The organism is Reyranella sp. (assembly GCF_050185545.1).
GTDB lineage: Bacteria > Pseudomonadota > Alphaproteobacteria > Reyranellales > Reyranellaceae > Reyranella.
Window position 1 is genome coordinate 53045 of the sequence record NZ_JBFWZI010000001.1, and the last position, 17251, is coordinate 70295.

The following is a 17251-nucleotide window of genomic DNA, read 5'->3' on the forward strand; positions in this document are numbered from 1 at the left end:
CCTCCCTGCCCGCCCCGGGCGTGCTGAAGCGGGGGGATGATGTTCCCGGGGCGGGCACCGGCGTTTGGGGGGCGCGCCGGTATCGAAGCAATGCGGCTGGCCGCAAAAGGTTCCCGGGGATTCCCAGGATCGGGAATCAAAGGATCGCCCCGGCGGGGATGTGGCAATCTGATGGCCGTGTCCTCGACCTCCGGCAACGGGAGCGCATCATGGCCAGATGGCAGTACAGCAAGGGTCTGCACGATCTCGGCACCGGCTGCTTCGCCTGGCTGCAGCCCGATGGCGGCTGGGGCTGGAGCAATGCCGGGCTCATCAGCGACGGCGACGAGAGCCTGCTGGTTGACACGCTATTCGACCTCGCCCTGACGGGCGAGATGCTGGCCGGCATGCGCGCCGCGGTACCGGCCGCCCGGGCGATCGGCCGGCTGGTCAACACCCATTCCAACGGCGACCACACGTTCGGCAACCAGCTGCTGGCCGGGGCCGAGATCATCGGCTCGCGCGCCTGCGCCGAGGAGATGAAGGCGCGGCCGGCCGAGGAGCTCGCCAGCCTGCAGCGCAACTGGCAGCAGCTCGGTCCGGGCGGCGCCTTCCTGCACGAGGTGATGGGCAGCAGGTTCAAGTGGGACGACGTCGTCAACACGCCGCCAACGCGCGTATTTGACGATGCGCTCGCGCTCACGGTGGGCGACAAGCAGGTGCTGCTGAAGCACGTCGGCCCGGCGCACACGCGCGGCGACGTGCTGGTGCATGTGCCGCAGGATCGTACGGTGTTCACTGGCGATATCCTGTTCGTCGAGGGCCATCCGGTGCTGTGGGCCGGCCCGGTCGACAACTGGGTGGCGGCCTGCGACCTGATCCTGAGCTGGGACGTCGAGACCGTGGTGCCCGGCCACGGGCCGATCACCGACAAGAAGGGCGTGCAAGCGATGAAGGACTACCTGCTCTACATCACGCAGGAGGCGCGCCGCCGCTACGATGCCGGCATGCCGGCGTACCAGGCGGCGCGCGATATCGCGCTCGACCGCTTCGCCGGCTGGGGCGACGCCGAGCGCATGGTGGTGAACGTGGTCTCGCTGTACCGCGAATTCGGCGCATCGTCACAGCCGAGCGTGCTCGAGCTGTTCGGCGAAATGGGCCGCCTGCACGCCGAGCTCAAGGCCAAGTCGGCGACAGCGCATGGCCATGGACACGGCCATGCGCACTGAGGGCGCGTGCGGGCGGCGGCGCGCCCTGAGTCCAGTCATTCGCTGGGAGCGCGCCACGCCATGAGTTTCCTTCGCGCAACGCCCCACATTTTTGTGGCCCCGAGCCGACGCTTGCACACATCAGCCGGGCATGGCAGGCCAGCGCAATGTGCGGACGCTACACCTACGCCCTCACCTGGAAGCAGATCGTCGAGCTCTATCGGCTCACCTTGCCGGAGGAGCCGCCGGACAAGCTGATCGAGAGCTACAACGTGGCGCCGACCCACACGATGCCGATCATCCGGCCGGCGGGGAACGGCCGCGAGATGATCCTCGCCGGCTGGGGCCTCGTGCCGTTCTGGCTGAAGCCCGACCAGCTCGACAAGCGGCCCTACAGCACCATCAACGCGCGGGCCGAGACCATCCAGACCGCAGCAACCTATCGCGAGCCGTTCAGGAAGCGGCGCTGCCTGGTGCCGGCGACCGGCTGGTACGAGTGGCAAAAGGTGGATGCGAAGACGAAGAAGCCCTTTCACTTCGCACCCGTCGCCAAGCCGTTCGCGCTGGCCGGTGTCTACGATGTGTGGCGCGGCGACGGCCGGCCGGCCGTGACGAGCTTCGCCATCGTCACCACCCAGGCAGCGCCCGGCACCGCCGCCTATCACGACCGCATGCCGGTCGTGCTCAGGGAAAGCCAGTTCGAGGACTGGATGCGCCTGCCGCCCGAGGCGGCCGCCGAGATGATGAAGCCCTACCCCGGCGACATCGACGTGTGGGCGGTGACGAACGACGTCGGCAACGTGCGCAACAACCGCCCCGACCTGATGGGCGCCGAGCTTTTCTAGAGCGCGCCCTGCCCTGGCCGCACATGGTCTCCAGCGCGCCTACCCGTTGCTGCGCGACGCGCGCACCGTGCTAGGCTGCGCCAAGAGGAGAACGCCATGGCACAGCTCAGCAACCAACGCATCGCCTGGTTCAACGGCGAGTTCATGCCGGAGAATCAGGTCATGATCCCGTTCCGTGACCGCAGCTGGAAATACGGCGACGGCGCCTTCGACATGACGCGCACCTTCGAGGGCCAGCCGTTCCGGCTCAAGGAGCATATCGACCGCTTCTACCGTTCGCTGCGCTACCTGCAGATCGATCCCGGCATCGGGCCCAAGGAGATGGTGGCGCACAGCGAGGAGGTCGTGGCGCGCAACGAGCACCTGCGTCCCGCGATCGGCGACTGGTGGGTCGGCCAGAGGGTCAGCCGCGGCGTCGACGCCGTCGGCGACGAAGGCTGGGACCACACCGGTCCCAATGTCGTGATCGAGGTGCTGCCGCTGCCGCTTGCCGCCCGGGCCAGGATGTTCCGCGACGGCGCCGAGGTGATCACCACGACGACGCCGCGCACTGCGCCCTCGATGCTCTCGCCGCGCGCCAAGACGCACAACTACCTCAACATGATCATGGCCGAGAAGCCGGTGAAGGCGATGCGTCCCGATGCCTGGGCGATCCTGTTCGACGAGCACGGCAACCTCGCCGAGGGACTGGGCAGCAACATCTTCATCGTGCGCGAGGGCCAGCTGTTCACGCCCTCGGAGCGCTACGTGCTGCCGGGCGTCAGCCGCCAGATGACCATGGACATGGCGAAGAAGCTCGGCATCGCCTGCACGGCCGGCGACATCGACCTGTTCGACGCGGCCAATGCCGAGGAGATGTTCCTCACCTCGACCAGCCTCTGCATCCTGCCGGTCAGGAGCTTCAACGGCGCGCCCGTCGCCGACGGCAAGACGCCGGGCCCGATCACCAGGAAGCTGATCGACGCCTACTCGAAGGACGTCGGCTGTGATTTCGTGGGCCAGTACCTCAAGTTCCTGCAGTAGCAGTGGGCGCCCCCGGCGCACGTCCTCCTCCCCAGCGTCGCCGGAAGCGGAGCCTGGGGCGGTGCCCCGTCATACGGGACGAAGAGGTCATGCTCATGCCGGACCGCGGGCGGGACGCCCGCGGTCCGGCATGAGCATGACCTCTTCGTCCGCGAAGACGCTTCGGCGTCGCTCAGCACAAGCGCGAACACCTCCCCAGCTCCGCTGGCGAGCAAGATGAGGGCCATGCGCACCTGGACCGTGAAGCCGTCGGCTGACGGCCGCGTCGTCGCACCGGACGAACGCCTGCCGTGGCCGCAGACGCTGGTGCTCGGAGTCCAGCACGTGCTGGCGATGTTCGGCGGCACGGTGCTGGGGCCCCTGCTCATGGGCTTCGATGCGAACGTCGCCATCCTGATGAGCGGCGTCGGCACGCTGATCTTCTTCGTCGCGGTGGGCGGCAAGGTGCCGAGCTATCTCAGCTCCTCCTTTTCCTTCATCGCCGCCGTCGCGGCGGCGACGGGCTATGCCGGCCAGGGGCCCAATGCGTCGATCGACGTCGCCCTGGGCGGCATCATCGTGTGCGGCGCGGTCTATGCGCTGATCGGCGTCGTCGTGATGGCGAGCGGCACGGGCTGGATCGAGCGCCTGATGCCCCCCGTGGTGACCGGATCGATCGTCGCGACGATCGGGCTCAACCTGGCATCGGTGCCGATCAAGACCATGGGCTCCACGGCGTTCGACGCCTGGGTGCAGGCCATGACCTTCCTGTCGGTCGGCCTCGTAGCCGTGTTCACGACGGGACTGGTGCAGCGACTCCTGATCCTGGTGGGCCTCGGCGTAGCCAGCCTGGTCTATGCCGTGCTCACCAACGGGCTGGGCTGGGGACCGCCGATAGACGCCAGCCTGATCGCCAACGCGGCATGGTTCGGCGTGCCGCATTTCACCGCGCCGAGGTTCGAGGGGCGGGCGATCTTCCTCATCCTTCCGGTGGCGGCGATCCTGGTCGCCGAGAACCTTGGCCACCTGAAGGCCGTCGGCGCGATGACCGGGCGCAACATGAATGCCTACATCGGCCGCGCCTTCGTTGGCGATGGCCTCGCCACCGTGGCATCGGCCGCGGTCGGCGGCACCGGAGTCACGACCTACGCCGAGAACATCGGCGTCATGGCGGCGACGCGCGTCTACTCGACCGTGCTGTTCGTGGTGGCGGCGCTGTTCGCCATCCTGCTCGGCTTCTCACCCAAGTTCGGCGCGCTGATCCACACCATCCCGCTGCCCGTGATGGGGGGCGTTGGCATCGTGATCTTCGGCCTGATCGCCCTCGCCGGCATGCGCATCTGGGTCGACAACCGCATCGACTTCACCGACAGCCGCAACATGATGGTGGCCGGCATCACCCTGATGCTGGGCGCCGGCGACTTCACCCTGTCCTTCGGCACCTTCTCGATGGCCGGCATCGGCACCGCCACCTTCGGCGCATTGCTGCTGCACGGGTTGTTGAGCCTGCGGAAGTGACATCTCCTCCCCGGCGTCTTCGCCAGGGAAACACCCGCCCAGCCCTCGGGCGCGCACCACGATGCCGAGAAGTTCGGGCCGGTACCCGCCTCGATCTTCATGGGAGGTGTCGCCGTCTGCGGCGACCTGCCTCCGCCTGGCCGCGCGAAGCCGCTTCGGCTTCGCGCGGCCAGGCGGAGGGCCATGACCCAATCCCGGCTGGTGATGCTCCCGGCTCCATCGGCCCGACCGCGAAGGCGTGCACGAAGGTGCTGGCCACGGTGACCGGCGAGAGGTCGGCCGGATTGTACGATAGCTGGCGGTAGACATGCGGATAAACCGTCATGGTCGAAGCCGGCGTCACCAGCATGGCGCGGCCATCGGGCGGCGAGGTCTTGAGTGCATCGACGGCGATGCGTCCCGCCGCTCGGCGCGATACTGGGCAACCCGCCCCGTCCTGACAAATCCCGACACTGCCTCGCACGTTCGGCTGCGAGACTCCCCCGCCGCCAAGGCGTATAATGCGGGCGTGGTGGATCGCAGTTCCTCGTGACCGGCGACCGCTTGGGCGTCATGGCACGTCGGGCCTGCGACCTTGGGACGAGCGTTCGCAAGGAGGTAAGCATGGCCACGCATGACCACATCCGAAATCCCGTCGAATGGGGCTGGGACCAGCTGAAGCAGGTCGGTCACGCCATGGGGTCGGCGGCTCATTCGATGGAGGGCACCTGGGAGGCGCGCGACACCGCGCCGCCCGTCGTCCGCCGCATTGGCCTCGCCGACCTGCGCGACTCGCTGGTCCAGGGCGCGCGCGACTTCGAGGCGTGCCGGACCGACGTCATCTTCCTGTGCCTCCTCTATCCGGTCGCCGGCCTGATCATGGCGCGCATCGCCTTCGACTACGGCCTGCTGCCGCTGATCTTCCCGCTGGTCTCTGGCTTCGCGCTGATCTCGCCGCTGTTCGGTGTCGGTCTCTACGAGATCAGCCGCCGCCGCGAACGCGGCGCCGAGACCACGTGGACGGACGTGTTCGGCGTCCTGCGCTCGCCGGCGCTGGGCTCGATCGCCGTGCTCGGCTCGCTGCTGCTCGCGCTGTTTGCGCTCTGGCTGTTCGCGGCGAACCTGCTCTACACCGTGACGCTGGGCCCCGATGCGCCGGTGTCCGCCCTGGCGTTCGCCCGCGATGCCGTCAGCACGCCGGAAGGCTGGACGATGATCATCGTTGGCGTCGGACTCGGTTTCCTGTTCGCGCTGGCCGTGCTGGTTATCAGCGTGGTGTCGTTCCCGCTGCTGCTCGACCGCGACGTCGGCGTCGCCACCGCGATCCGGACCTCGTTCCGCGCCGTCGTGCAGAATCCGCTGCCGATGGCGGCATGGGGGCTGATCATCGCCATCGGCCTGGTGATCGGCACGATCCCGCTGCTCGTCGGGCTCGCCATCGTGCTGCCGGTCCTCGGCCACGCCACGTGGCACCTATATCGCAAGGTGGTGACGCGCTGATTGTGCTCGCCTCCCCCGTATTCGGGGGAGGGATTCGAGTTGTGTCCTCGCCCCGAATTACTCCTCCGCCTCGAATTCGACCAGCTCGGCGCCCTCGGCGACCTGCTCGCCGACGGTGTAGCGCAGAATCTTGACCTTGCCGTCCATCGGCGCGGCGAGGGTGTGCTCCATCTTCATCGCCTCGAGCACGAGCAGCGGCTGGCCCTTGCTCACGCTGTCGCCGACCTTCACCCGCAGATCGATGATCTTGCCCGGCAGCGGCGCGCGCACGGCGGCCTCGCCCGAGGCGGCGGCCTCGTACTGCGTCACGTCGAACGGATCGACGAGGCGCAGCCGACGGCTGGCGCCATCGGCGAACACGGTGTAGTCGATGCCGTCGCCCGTCGGGCGGCGCACCACGGAGGCTGTGAACGTATCGTCTGCCAGGCGGATGGCGAGCCTGTCCTCCTCGAGACGCCGGACCTCGGCATCGATGGCCCCGCCCGGCAGCTCGAGCCGGACGCCGCCGGCCCGCCGGCGGCGCGCGATTACCGTGACCTCGCGCTCGCCGTCCCTCCAGCGCACCTCGTCGTGCCCGTCGTCGAGCAGCCGGAAAGCGTTCTGCCGGGCCCACGGCGACCACGGATCGCCGGACGCCTGCGCGGCCCTGTCCGTGGCCTCCTGCCATTCGACCAGCCGCGCCAGCGTGGCGACCGCGAGCGCTCGATCGTCAGCCGGCTGGAGTTTGGCGAACAGCGTGTCGCGATGGCGCTCGATGAAGCCCGTGTCGACCTCGCCGCCGACGAAGGCCGGATGCGCACACAGCGCCTTCAGGAGCGCCGCATTGGTTGTCACGCCGACCACCTCGGTCTCGCCCATCAGGGCCGCCATGCGGCGCAGTGCCGACGGTCGGTCGCGATCGTGCACGATCACCTTGGCGATCATGGGATCGTAGAACGGCGTGACAGTGTCGCCCTGGCGCACGCCGGTGTCGACGCGCACGTGCGGCCCCTCTTCGGGCAGGCGGAGATGGACCAGGGTGCCGGTCGACGGCAGGAAGTTGCGCGCCGGATCCTCGGCATAGAGCCGGACCTCGACGGCATGGCCGTCGATGTGGAGCTGGTCTTGCGCGAGCGGCAACCTGCCGCCCGCCGCCACGATCAGCTGCCATTCGACCAGGTCCTGACCGGTAACGGCCTCGGTCACCGGATGCTCGACCTGCAGCCGGGTGTTCATCTCCATGAAGTAGAAGGTGCCGTCCTGATTGGCGATGAACTCGACGGTGCCGGCGCCCTGGTAACCGATCGCCCTGGCCGCCGCGACTGCCGCCTCGCCCATCGCCTTGCGGCGCGCCGGGTCCACGGCCGGCGCCGGCGCCTCCTCGATCACCTTCTGATGGCGGCGCTGGATCGAGCAGTCCCGCTCGAACAGGTAGACGCAGTTTCCGTGGCTGTCGGCGAAGACCTGGATCTCGATGTGGCGCGGCCGCGTCAGGTACTTCTCGACCAACACGTGGTCGTCGGCGAAGGAAGCCTTTGCCTCGCGCTTGGCGCCCGCCAGCGCGTCGACGAATTTGGCCGCATCCTCGACCACGCGCATGCCCTTGCCGCCGCCGCCGGCCGACGCCTTGATCAGCACCGGATAACCGATCCGCTCCGCTTCGCGCGCTAAAAGGTCGGCCGACTGGACGTCGCCGTGATAGCCCGGCACCAGCGGCACCCGGGCCTTCTCCATGATCTTCTTGGCCTCGCTCTTGGAGCCCATGGCATGGATCGCCGCGGGTGGCGGGCCGATGAACACGATGCCCGCCTTGCCGCAGGCCTCGGCGAAGCCGGGATTCTCGGACAGGAAGCCGTAGCCCGGATGGATCGCCTGGGCGCCGGCACGGTGCGCCGCCTCGATCAGCCGATCGCCCACCAGGTAGCTGTCACGCGCCGGCGACGGTCCGATATGGACGGCCTCGTCGGCCATCGCGACATGGCGCGCGCTGCGGTCGGCATCGGAGTAGACGGCCACGGTCTTGATGCCGAGCCGCCGCGCCGTCTTGATTACGCGGCAGGCGATCTCGCCGCGATTGGCGATCAGGATCTTGGAGAACATCAGACCGCCCACCTTGGCTTGCGCTTTTCCAGGAACGCCTTCATGCCCTCGATCGCCTCGTCCGTCGTGCATTGGTTGGCGACGTGCTCGCCCAGGAAGTCGGCCACCTCGGCATCGTGCGGCACGGCATTGACCGCGGTGATCAGCTGCTTGACCAGGCTCTGCACCGACGGCGCGCTGAGCTTCAGCTCGCCGGCCAGCGTGGCGATGGCCTCGTCGAGCTCATCCGCCTCCACCACCTGATCGACCAGGCCGAGCCTGAGCGCCGTCGCCGAGTCGAACAGGCCGCCATGCATCAGGAGCTGGCGTGCGACGCGCGGGCCGACTGCCTGGATCAGCACCGGAATCGCGATCCCCGCCAGCAGGCCGTTGCGCGCCGAGGTCAGCCCGAAGCGGGCCGAGGACGCGGCGATGGCGAAGTCGCAGGCCAGCATCAGACCGATGCCGCCGCCCACCGCCGACCCGTGCACGCGCGCGATCGACGGCTTGGGAAAATCGTAGACCGCCTGCACGGCGCCCATCATCACATCGGCACCGACCCGGCGGGTGATGGCGTCGAGCCCGGGCCAGGTCAGCACCCAGTTGAAATCGCCCCCGGCCGAGAAGGACCGTCCCTCGGCGGCCAGCACCATGACGCGCACGCCGTCGTCGGCGGCGAAGGCTTCGATCGCCTCGATGATCGCCCGCGCGGTGTCGCCGTCGAAGGCGTTCATCTCCTGTGGTCGGTTCAGGGTCAGGGTGGCGATCCCGCCGGCGACCGCCGTCTTCACGATAGTGGTCATCGCCCGATCACATCCGGAAGACGCCGAAGCGGGTCGCCCCGATCGGCTGGTTCATCGCCGCCGAGAGGCCGAGCGCCAGCGCCATGCGCGTGTCGACCGGGTCGAGGATGCCGTCGTCCCACAGCCGCGCCGTGGCGTAGTATGGATGACCCTCGCGGTCGTAGGCCTCGCGGATCGGCTGCTTGAACGTCTCCTCGTCCGCCTTCGACCAGGTGCCGCCACGCGCCTCGATGTTGTCGCGACGCACCGTGGCGAGCACGCTCGCCGCCTGCTCGCCCCCCATCACCGAGATGCGCGCACTCGGCCACATCCACAGGAAGCGCGGTCCGTAGGCGCGGCCGCACATGCCGTAGTTTCCGGCGCCGTAGCTGCCGCCGACGATCACCGTGAATTTCGGCACGTTCACGGTCGACACCGCGGTCACCATCTTGGCACCGTCGCGGGCGATGCCGCCGGCCTCATACTTGCGGCCGACCATGAAGCCCGTGATGTTCTGCAGGAACAGCAGCGGAATGCCGCGCTGGCCGCACAGCTCGATGAAGTGCGAGGCCTTGAGCGCCGATTCGTTGAACAGGATGCCGTTGTTGGCGACCACGCCGACCGGATAGCCCCAGATGCGGGCGAAGCCGGTGACGATGGTCGTGCCATAGAGATGCTTGAACTCGTCGAGCTCGCTGCCATCGACCAGGCGGGCGATCACCTCGCGCATGTCGAAAGGCGTGCGGTTGTCGGATGGCACGACGCCGTAGAGCTCCTCGGCGGCGTATTTCGGCTCGCGCGGCTCGAGCAGCGAGACTGAGGGCTGCTTCTTCCAGTTGAGGTTGGCGACGATGCGCCGTGCCATGCCGAGCGCGTGGCTGTCGTTCTGCGCGTAGTGATCGGCGACACCGGACGTGCGGGCATGGACGTCGGCGCCGCCCAGATCCTCGGCGCTCACGATCTCGCCGATCGCGGCTTTCACCAGCGGCGGACCGGCGAGGAAGATGGTGCCCTGCTTACGCACGATGACTGTCTCGTCGCTCATCGCCGGCACGTAGGCGCCGCCCGCCGTGCACGAGCCCATCACGACGGCGACCTGGGGGATGCCCTGCGCCGACATGTTGGCCTGATTGTAGAAGATGCGGCCGAAATGGGTCTTGTCGGGAAACACGTCCGGCCACTGCGGCAGGTTGGCGCCGCCGGAATCGACGAGATAGATGCAGGGCAGGCGATTCTCCATCGCCACTTCCTGTGCGCGGAGATGCTTCTTCACCGTCATCGGATAGTAGGTGCCGCCCTTCACCGTGGCGTCGTTGCACACGATCACGCATTCGACGCCGCTCACCCGACCGACGCCGGTGATCACGCCCGATCCCGGCGCCTCATTGTCGTACATGTCGAGGGCGGCGAGCGGCGACAGCTCGAGGAACGGCGACCCCGGATCGAGCAGCGCCCGTACGCGCTCGCGCGGCAGCAGCTTGCCGCGCCCGACGTGCCGCTTGCGCGACTCCTCGCCGCCGCCCAGCCGCACCTCGGCGGTGCGCCGGCGCAGATCCTCGACCAGGCCACGCATGGTCTCGGCATTACGCTTGAAGGTGTCGGAACGGGTGTCGACTTGCGATGAAAGGATCGTCATGTGCGGGCCAAACTGCCCGGCCGCGCGAGGACGTGCAAGGCACGTCTTCCGGACCGCGGGCGTCTCGCCCGCTCTTCCTCATGAGCGGGCGAGACGCCCGCGGTCCATATGAGAATGCGCTACGGCAGCCTTGACAGTGTCCGCCAGCCGACGTTCTGGCCGATGAAGGCGCGCTGGTTGGCGAGGGCTGCGGCGAAATCGGCATCGCGGTCGGCCTCCTCCTTCAGCACGATGTCGGACTTGGCGCGGAATGCCTTCATCAGCTCGGGCGACCATTGCCGGATAACGACGCCGGAGGCACGCAGCTTGTCGATTGCCAGCCCCTGCATGTGCGGCGAGCGGCTCAGCATCCAGGCGATGTTGGCGCGGCAGGCGGTCTCGATCTGCGCGCGCAGGGTGGCCGGCAACCCCTCCCACTTGTCCTTGCGCATGAGGAAATCGAGCAGCGCCGACGGTTGCTGCCAGCCCGGCACGTAATAGGGCAGGCCGAGCTTGTCGAAGCCGAGCGCGGCATCAATCGACGGCGTCGACATCTCGCCGCCATCCACCGTGCCCTGCTGCAGCTTGTAGAAGAACTCACCCGGCGGCAGAGGCACCAGCGTCGCGCCGAGCCGCGCCATCACCTCGCCGGCGAAGCGCCCGTAGCGCAGCCGCAGGCCCTTGAGATCGGCCACGCCGTTGAGATCGCCACGGAACCAGCCACCGCCCTTGGCGCCCTGGATGCCACAGGGAATGCCGGCCACGCCGAGCTTGTCGTAGGCGTCGCGATGGATGCGGCTGCCGTCGCCCTCCAGCATCCAGGAGGTCATGTCCTCCGGGCCGGGACCGAACGGAACGGTGGCGAACACCCCGAAGACCGCCGCCTTGTTGGCGGCATAGCCCGACCAGGTAAAGGCCGCCTCGAGGTCACCGTTGACGATGGCGTCGACCATGTCGCCGGTCGAGGCGATGCGACCCGGCTCGACGATCTTGATCGCGAGCCCGCCGCCCGACATCTGCTTCACGGAGCGGGCAAAAACCCGTACGGCCTCGCCGGACCCGGGCAAAGCCGGGTTGAAGGCGGTCTGCATGTGCAGCAGCCGCTTGGCAATTGGGGCGGCATCGATGCGCTTCTCGAGGGGCTTGTCCTTGTCCCCCGCAACGGCGCTCTCCATCGCCACCAGCATTGCAGCGGCGAGGCCGACAACGGCAAAGATTTTACGGCGCACGACCGACCATCCGTCGCCCGGCTCTCCCAAGCCCCCAAAGCCGCTTCTGCGGCCCTTTTCAGTCCGGGTGAGTTTTGCACGACCCCGGCGCGGGAACAAGGGTAAGGCAGGCCCTACAATGTTGCCAATCCCCGGCCGATCAGGATGCGCTGAACGTCGCTGGTCCCCTCGTAGATCTGGCAGACCCGAACGTCGCGCCAGATCTTCTCTACCAGGTAGTCCGAAACGTAGCCGTAGCCGCCGTGGACCTGAATTGCAGCCGAGCACACCTCCTCGGCCATCTCGGAGGCATATAGCTTGGCCATTGCGGCCTCCGTGAGGCAGGGGCGGCCAGCGTCGCGCAACGTTGCCGCATGCAGCACCATCTGGCGCGCCACGGCGATGCGGGTGGCCATGTCGGCCAGCCTGAATTGCACGGCTTGGTGGTTGACGATCTTGGTCCCAAAGGCCTCGCGGTCGTTGGCGTAGGCCCGGGCGGCCTCGAAGGCAGACCGCGCCATGCCCACGGCCTGGGCCGCGATCCCGATCCGTCCGGCTTCCAGATTGGCCAGTGCAATGCGATAGCCCTCCCCCTCGCCGCCCAGCAGGGCGTCGGCGCCGACCTGGCACTCTTCAAAGGCGATCTGGCAGGTGTCGGACGATTTCTGGCCGAGTTTCTTCTCGACGGATGCGACGCGATAACCCGGCGTCCGTGTCGGCACGATGAAACAGGAGATGCCGCGCCTGGGGACGGTCGGGTCGCTGACGGCGAACACCAGGGCCACGTCGGCCGTCCGGCCGGAGGTGATGAACTGCTTGACCCCGTTCAGCACCCAGCCGTTGCCGCGGCGTTCCGCCCGAGTCCTGAGGTTGGATGCGTCCGACCCGGCGTGCGGCTCGGTGAGGCAGAAGGCGCCGAGCATCTCGCCCCTGGCCAGCGGCTTCAGCCACCGCTCCTTCTGCTCGGGAGAGCCGTAGGCCATCAGCGCGGCGCAGTCCGGCGAGTTGTTGACGCTCATCACCGTCGACAGGCCCCCGTCGGCGGCGGCGATCTCCTCGAGCGCCAGCACGTACGACACCATGTCGGCACCGGCACCGCCCCATTCGGCGGGCACGCACATGCCGAGGAAACCGAGTTGGCCCATCTCGGCCAGCAGCCCCCGCGGGATCTCGCCGGCTGCCTCCCATTCACGAACATGCGGCGCGACCTTGTCCTGGGCGAACGCGCGCGCCGTGTCGCGGATCAGGGTTTGTTCTTCACTGAGCAGCATCGGGCGGAGAGGTCCTTTGAATCTTCATTCTGGATCATGCTCTTCCGGACCGCGGGCGTCCCGCCTGCTCATGATCATGACATGAGCGGCCGGAACGCCCGCGGTCCGGGAAGAGGACTAGCGCCGGCTCAACAGTCGCGCGCGCTGGCGCTGCCAGTCGCGATCCTTGATTGCCTGGCGCTTGTCGTGCGCCTGCTTGCCGGTGACCAGGGCGATCTCGATCTTGGCGCGGCCACGCGGGTTGAAATAGACCTGCAGCGGCACGACGGTACGGCCTTCGCGCTGGATGGCCCCGATCAGCTTATTGATCTGCTTCCTGTGCAGCAGCAGCTTGCGCGGCCGCCGCGGCTCATGATTGAAGCGGTTGCCGGCGGCGTATTCGGGAATGTGCGCGTTGACCAACCACGCCTCGCCGCCCTGCTCCGTGATGTAGGACTCGGCAATGGTCGAGCGCCCACCGCGCAGGGACTTGACCTCGGTTCCGGTCAGCGCCAGCCCGGCCTCGAAGGTCTCGTCGATGAAGTAGTTGTGCCGCGCCTTGCGGTTCTGGGCCACCACGGTGCGGCCCAGGTCCGGTGCCTTCGCCAAGAATATGCCTCTGCTCGAACCGGCCTAGTTGATCAACCCGGCATGCACCATGGCGTCGCGCACCTGCTTCTTGGTGGCGTCCGTGCATTGCACCAGCGGCAGGCGCAGCTCGGCGCTCGCCTGTCCCAGCAGCTCCGCGCCGTACTTGACCGGTGCCGGGCTGGTCTCGACGAACAGCGCCTTGTGCAGCGGCATGAGGCGATCCTGGATCTCGAACACCTTGTCGAGGTCGCGCTTCTTCCACGCATCGTGCATGTCGCCGCACAGGCGCGGCGCGACATTGGCCGTCACCGAGATGCAACCGTCGCCGCCCTGCGCCAGGAAGCCCACGGCGCTCGCGTCCTCGCCGGAGAGCTGCAGGAAGCCCTTCTTGGCGCGCAGCTTGGTGAGGGTCGGACGCGCCATGTCGTAGCTCGCGTCCTTTATGCCGATGATGTTGCGGACCTGCGAGAGGCGCACGACCGTGTCGACCTGCATGTCGCCACCGGTGCGCGGCGGTACGTTGTACAGCAGGATCGGAATATCGACCGCCTCGGCCACCGCCTTGAAGTGCTGGAACAGGCCTTCCTGAGTCGGCTTGTTGTAGTACGGCACGACCAGCATGGCGGCGTCGGCGCCGGCCTTCTTGGCATGCCGGGTGAGCTCGATCGCCTCTTCGGTCGAATTCGAGCCGGTGCCGGCGATCACCGGCACACCCGTGCCCTTGGCGGTGGCAATGCAGATGTCGATCACCCGCTTGTGCTCATCGGTGCTCAGCGTCGGCGATTCGCCGGTCGTGCCGCACGGCACGAGGCCGTCGGTGCCTTCCTTGATCTGCCAGGCGATGAACTTCTCGAAGCCCTTTTCGTCCACGGCACCCTTGCTGAACGGGGTGATGAGCGCGACGAGCGACCCGGTGAACATGGCTTCCCCTCCGAATTCTTGTGGAAAGAATCACTCTAGGCCTCGCACCAGAACCCTGCAAGGCAACTTGCCATTGTGATGCCGCATCTCCCTGCCTACGATTCCTGGCGTGAAAAAGCTTCGATACCCCCTCATCCTGGTGGCTGCCGTCCTGGCAGCCAGCCCGACGCTCGCCCAGCAAGGTGCGCCGGATACCGGACTGCGCCGCGGATCGGCGGACAAGCCGCAGGTCGGCGCGACGAAGCCCGGCGCCGGCGCACCTCTTGCCTCGTCTGAACCGGGCACACCATCGCAGGCCGTCGGCCCCTACAAGCCGTTGACCGAAGCGGAGACGGCCGCCTTCGCCGCCGCCCTCAAGGCGATCGACCAGGGTCGCTACGGCGATGCCCGGGCGATGGTCGCGAACTTCGGCAATTCCCTTCTCTCGCGCTACGTCGACTGGAGCATCCTGCGCACAGCACCCCGCCCCGAGGCCGCCTTCGGAGCGACCTGGCGGTTCCTGCGCGAGAATCCCGACTGGCCGGAGCCGGAAGTGCTGCGCCGCCAGGCGGAGGACCGCATCGGCCCCGAACACCCGCCCGCCGAGGTCGTCCGTTACTTCACCGCCTTCCCGCCGCTCACCAGCACCGGACACATGCGCCGTCTGGAGGCGGCGCAGGCGGCGAGCCCGGGCGATGTCCAGCGCTTCGCCAGCAACAGCTGGCAGATCGCCACCTTCCGCAGCGCCGACGAGAACGATTTCCTCAACCGCTACGGACAGCTGCTGAAGGGAACCGATCACATCGCCCGCTTCGACCGCATCCTGCGCAGCGGTCGCCCGCAGGTGGCGCGCGACCTGGTTCCGAAGCTGCCCCCCGACTATCAGCCGGTGGCCGAGGCGCGACTGGCGATGACGACGAAGGCCGCCGACGCGCCCAAGCTGGTCCTCGCCTTGCCGGCGGCGCGCTTCAACGATCCGGCGCTCGCCCTGGAGCGTCTCCAATGGCTGCGCCGGACCGGCAATCTCGATGCTGTCAAGGCGCTGTTGATGGGGCCGCCTACCGTGCCCCAGACAGAGGCGTGGTGGAACGAACGCAACCAAATGGCGCGCGAGCTGCTGGCGGCAGGACGCGCCGGCGATGCCTATGCGCTCACGCTACCGCATGGCTTCACCAAGGGCATCGCTTTTGCGGAGGCCGAGTTCCTCGCCGGCTGGATCGCGCTCCGTCATCTCAAGCGCCCGGCCGACGCGCTGAAACACTTCCAGACGCTGTACGACGGCGTAAGCAGCGACAGCTGGCGCAGCCGCGGCGCCTATTGGCTGGGCCGCACGCACGAGGCGGCCAACCGCAGCAAGGAAGCGAACGACTGGTACGGTCGTGCCGCCCCGTTCGGCCAGACGTTCTATGGCCAGCTTGCGGCCCGCAAGCTGCCGGCCGGCGCGAGCCGCCTGCCGAGCGACCCGGTGGCGACGCCGGCCGATACCCAATCGCTTGCCGGCCGCGAGCTCGCGACCGTGGCGCGCCATCTCGGCGAGGCCGGCGACTACGATCGCGCCCGTCCCTTTCTGCTTCGCCTCGCGCGCCTGATCACGGCGCCGGGAGAGACCGCGCTGCTCTCGCAGCTCGCGCTCGAGCTCAAGCAGCCGGACGTCGGACTCACCATCGCGCGACGCGGCGTCCAGAACGGCGTGGTGCTGTTCGACGCAGCCTTCCCGGTGGTCGATCTCGGCCAGACCGGTTCGATCGAACGGGCGCTGGCGCTCGCCTTGACCCGCCAAGAAAGCTCTTTCAATGCGACGGCCGTCTCCTCGTCGGGCGCACTCGGCCTGATGCAACTCCTGCCCGGCACGGCCCGCGACGTTGCCGGCCGGCTCAAGATCCCCTTCATCCAGGAAAAGCTCACGCGCGATCCGGCGTACAACGTGCAGATCGGCAGTCAATATCTTGCCGAGATGCTGAAGCGCTTCGGCGGCTCCTACGAGCTCGCGGCGGCCGCCTACAATGCCGGCCCCAACCGCGTGGCGCGCTGGCTGAACACGATGGGCGATCCGCGCAACGGCAAGATCGACATGGTCGACTGGATCGAGACGATCCCGTTCCGAGAGACCCGCAACTACGTCCAGCACATCATGGAAGGCGTGGTCGTGTACCGCGACCGGCTGATCGGCCCGTTCCGGCCGGTGCCACCGGCGGCGGGACGCTCCTGAACGGCGGTGACCAGCGAAATCAATCGGCGCTCCAGGCCAAGAGCGTCAACCCGGGGATGTCCGAGTAGTCGTCGCCATTCATCGTCACGAGCGTCGCGCGATGAACAAGAGCTTGGGCTGCGATCGTTCGATCGAGCAGCTTTCGTCGTGAGTATCCAGCAGCCTCGACGATCGATCTGAACGCATCTGCCGTGGCAGCATCAAAGGCGACCGCGGGTATCGCCTCCAAGATCGCGTCGAGGCGGGCACGGCGAAGACGCGCGACCGCCGGATTTCGATACACGCCGCCTCCGAGCTCGACACGACTAACGATCGACATCAAAGCCGCATCCGTAAGGGCACCGACCCTCGCTGTTACCCAATGGTCACCATCGCGAAGGTGGATAATGACATTCGTATCCAGCAGAATCGTCATCGCCTAAAGGCTCGGCCGCTCGGGCAGCTCCTCATTGTCTCTCGATTCGACGGAGGGTGGCACACGCAGAAACTTGAGGCGATTGATCATCTCACTTATCGACGTTCTCATCGGAGAAATCGTCATGACGTCGCCGGAGCAAACAATCTCGAGCTCGACGCCTTCGCCGAAGGCCACATCACGCGGCAAGCG

Annotated in this window: 14 protein-coding genes; 6 read left to right on the forward strand and 8 right to left on the reverse strand. The window is 67.8% G+C overall.

Features of this window, described 5'->3' with window-relative positions; genetic code table 11:
- The first annotated feature begins 209 nt into the window (after positions 1-209).
- From AB7O82_RS00285 to AB7O82_RS00305, 5 genes are all read left to right on the forward strand, one after another.
- Positions 210-1208, forward strand: coding sequence for an MBL fold metallo-hydrolase (locus AB7O82_RS00285; protein ID WP_428554937.1), 999 nt, complete (start codon positions 210-212; stop codon positions 1206-1208).
- Positions 1209-1354: 146 nt separating this feature from the next.
- Positions 1355-2032, forward strand: coding sequence for an SOS response-associated peptidase (locus AB7O82_RS00290; RefSeq protein WP_428554934.1), 678 nt, complete (start codon positions 1355-1357; stop codon positions 2030-2032).
- Between the two features lie 96 nt (positions 2033-2128).
- Positions 2129-3055 (forward strand): aminotransferase class IV, encoded by a 927-nt coding sequence (locus tag AB7O82_RS00295; RefSeq protein WP_428618368.1) that lies wholly within the window; start codon positions 2129-2131, stop codon positions 3053-3055.
- Positions 3056-3280: 225 nt separating this feature from the next.
- Complete coding sequence (locus tag AB7O82_RS00300; RefSeq protein WP_428554929.1) at positions 3281-4552, forward strand: solute carrier family 23 protein; 1272 nt, start codon at positions 3281-3283, stop codon at positions 4550-4552.
- Between the two features lie 675 nt (positions 4553-5227).
- Positions 5228-6031: a DUF2189 domain-containing protein gene (locus AB7O82_RS00305; protein ID WP_428543609.1), complete on the forward strand. Its 804-nt coding sequence runs from the start codon at positions 5228-5230 to the stop codon at positions 6029-6031.
- Positions 6032-6088: 57 nt separating this feature from the next.
- On the opposite strand, the gene AB7O82_RS00310 is transcribed toward AB7O82_RS00305, so the two are convergent.
- The 7 genes from AB7O82_RS00310 to dapA all read right to left on the reverse strand — a co-directional run bounded on the left by AB7O82_RS00310 (position 6089) and on the right by dapA (position 14456).
- Complete coding sequence (locus AB7O82_RS00310; protein ID WP_428543607.1) at positions 6089-8110, reverse strand: acetyl/propionyl/methylcrotonyl-CoA carboxylase subunit alpha; 2022 nt, start codon at positions 8108-8110, stop codon at positions 6089-6091.
- Positions 8110-8892 (reverse strand): enoyl-CoA hydratase/isomerase family protein, encoded by a 783-nt coding sequence (locus AB7O82_RS00315; RefSeq protein WP_428543605.1) that lies wholly within the window; start codon positions 8890-8892, stop codon positions 8110-8112. Before AB7O82_RS00315 ends, AB7O82_RS00310 begins: the two co-directional genes overlap by 1 nt.
- A 7-nt stretch (positions 8893-8899) precedes the next feature.
- Positions 8900-10507: a carboxyl transferase domain-containing protein gene (locus tag AB7O82_RS00320; RefSeq protein ID WP_428618370.1), complete on the reverse strand. Its 1608-nt coding sequence runs from the start codon at positions 10505-10507 to the stop codon at positions 8900-8902.
- Between the two features lie 119 nt (positions 10508-10626).
- Positions 10627-11715 carry a TRAP transporter substrate-binding protein gene (locus AB7O82_RS00325; protein ID WP_428543601.1) on the reverse strand — a complete coding sequence of 363 codons (1089 nt, stop codon included), beginning with the start codon at positions 11713-11715 and terminating at the stop codon, positions 10627-10629.
- Positions 11716-11828: 113 nt separating this feature from the next.
- Positions 11829-12965, reverse strand: a complete 1137-nt coding sequence (locus tag AB7O82_RS00330; RefSeq protein WP_428543599.1) for an acyl-CoA dehydrogenase family protein — start codon at positions 12963-12965, stop codon at positions 11829-11831.
- Positions 12966-13082: 117 nt separating this feature from the next.
- Positions 13083-13553, reverse strand: a complete 471-nt coding sequence (gene smpB, locus AB7O82_RS00335) for an SsrA-binding protein SmpB (protein WP_428543597.1) — start codon at positions 13551-13553, stop codon at positions 13083-13085.
- Positions 13554-13577: 24 nt separating this feature from the next.
- Positions 13578-14456 (reverse strand): 4-hydroxy-tetrahydrodipicolinate synthase, encoded by an 879-nt coding sequence (gene dapA, locus AB7O82_RS00340; RefSeq protein WP_428543595.1) that lies wholly within the window; start codon positions 14454-14456, stop codon positions 13578-13580.
- 109 nt (positions 14457-14565) lie between these two features.
- Here dapA and AB7O82_RS00345 point away from each other — a divergent pair, with 109 nt between their 5' ends.
- Positions 14566-16644 (forward strand): transglycosylase SLT domain-containing protein, encoded by a 2079-nt coding sequence (locus AB7O82_RS00345; protein WP_428543593.1) that lies wholly within the window; start codon positions 14566-14568, stop codon positions 16642-16644.
- Between the two features lie 19 nt (positions 16645-16663).
- Here the strand turns inward: AB7O82_RS00345 and AB7O82_RS00350 are convergent, their stop codons facing one another.
- On the reverse strand, positions 16664-17059 hold the full coding sequence (locus tag AB7O82_RS00350) for a PIN domain-containing protein (protein WP_428543591.1): 396 nt from the start codon (positions 17057-17059) through the stop codon (positions 16664-16666).
- Positions 17060-17251 lie beyond the last annotated feature (192 nt).

Excerpts from the sequence above, each read along its gene's own strand:
- AB7O82_RS00285 (WP_428554937.1), top strand. The coding sequence starts at position 210 with ATGGCCAGATGGCAGTACAGCAAGGGTCTGCACGATCTCGGCACCGGC.
- AB7O82_RS00290 (WP_428554934.1), top strand. The coding sequence starts at position 1,355 with ATGTGCGGACGCTACACCTACGCCCTCACCTGGAAGCAGATCGTCGAG.
- AB7O82_RS00295 (WP_428618368.1), top strand. The coding sequence starts at position 2,129 with ATGGCACAGCTCAGCAACCAACGCATCGCCTGGTTCAACGGCGAGTTC.
- AB7O82_RS00300 (WP_428554929.1), top strand. The coding sequence starts at position 3,281 with ATGCGCACCTGGACCGTGAAGCCGTCGGCTGACGGCCGCGTCGTCGCA.
- AB7O82_RS00305 (WP_428543609.1), top strand. The coding sequence starts at position 5,228 with ATGGGGTCGGCGGCTCATTCGATGGAGGGCACCTGGGAGGCGCGCGAC.
- AB7O82_RS00310 (WP_428543607.1), bottom strand. The coding sequence starts at position 8,110 with ATGTTCTCCAAGATCCTGATCGCCAATCGCGGCGAGATCGCCTGCCGC.
- AB7O82_RS00315 (WP_428543605.1), bottom strand. The coding sequence starts at position 8,892 with ATGACCACTATCGTGAAGACGGCGGTCGCCGGCGGGATCGCCACCCTG.
- AB7O82_RS00320 (WP_428618370.1), bottom strand. The coding sequence starts at position 10,507 with ATGACGATCCTTTCATCGCAAGTCGACACCCGTTCCGACACCTTCAAG.
- AB7O82_RS00330 (WP_428543599.1), bottom strand. The coding sequence starts at position 12,965 with ATGCTGCTCAGTGAAGAACAAACCCTGATCCGCGACACGGCGCGCGCG.
- dapA (WP_428543595.1), bottom strand. The coding sequence starts at position 14,456 with ATGTTCACCGGGTCGCTCGTCGCGCTCATCACCCCGTTCAGCAAGGGT.
- AB7O82_RS00350 (WP_428543591.1), bottom strand. The coding sequence starts at position 17,059 with ATGACGATTCTGCTGGATACGAATGTCATTATCCACCTTCGCGATGGT.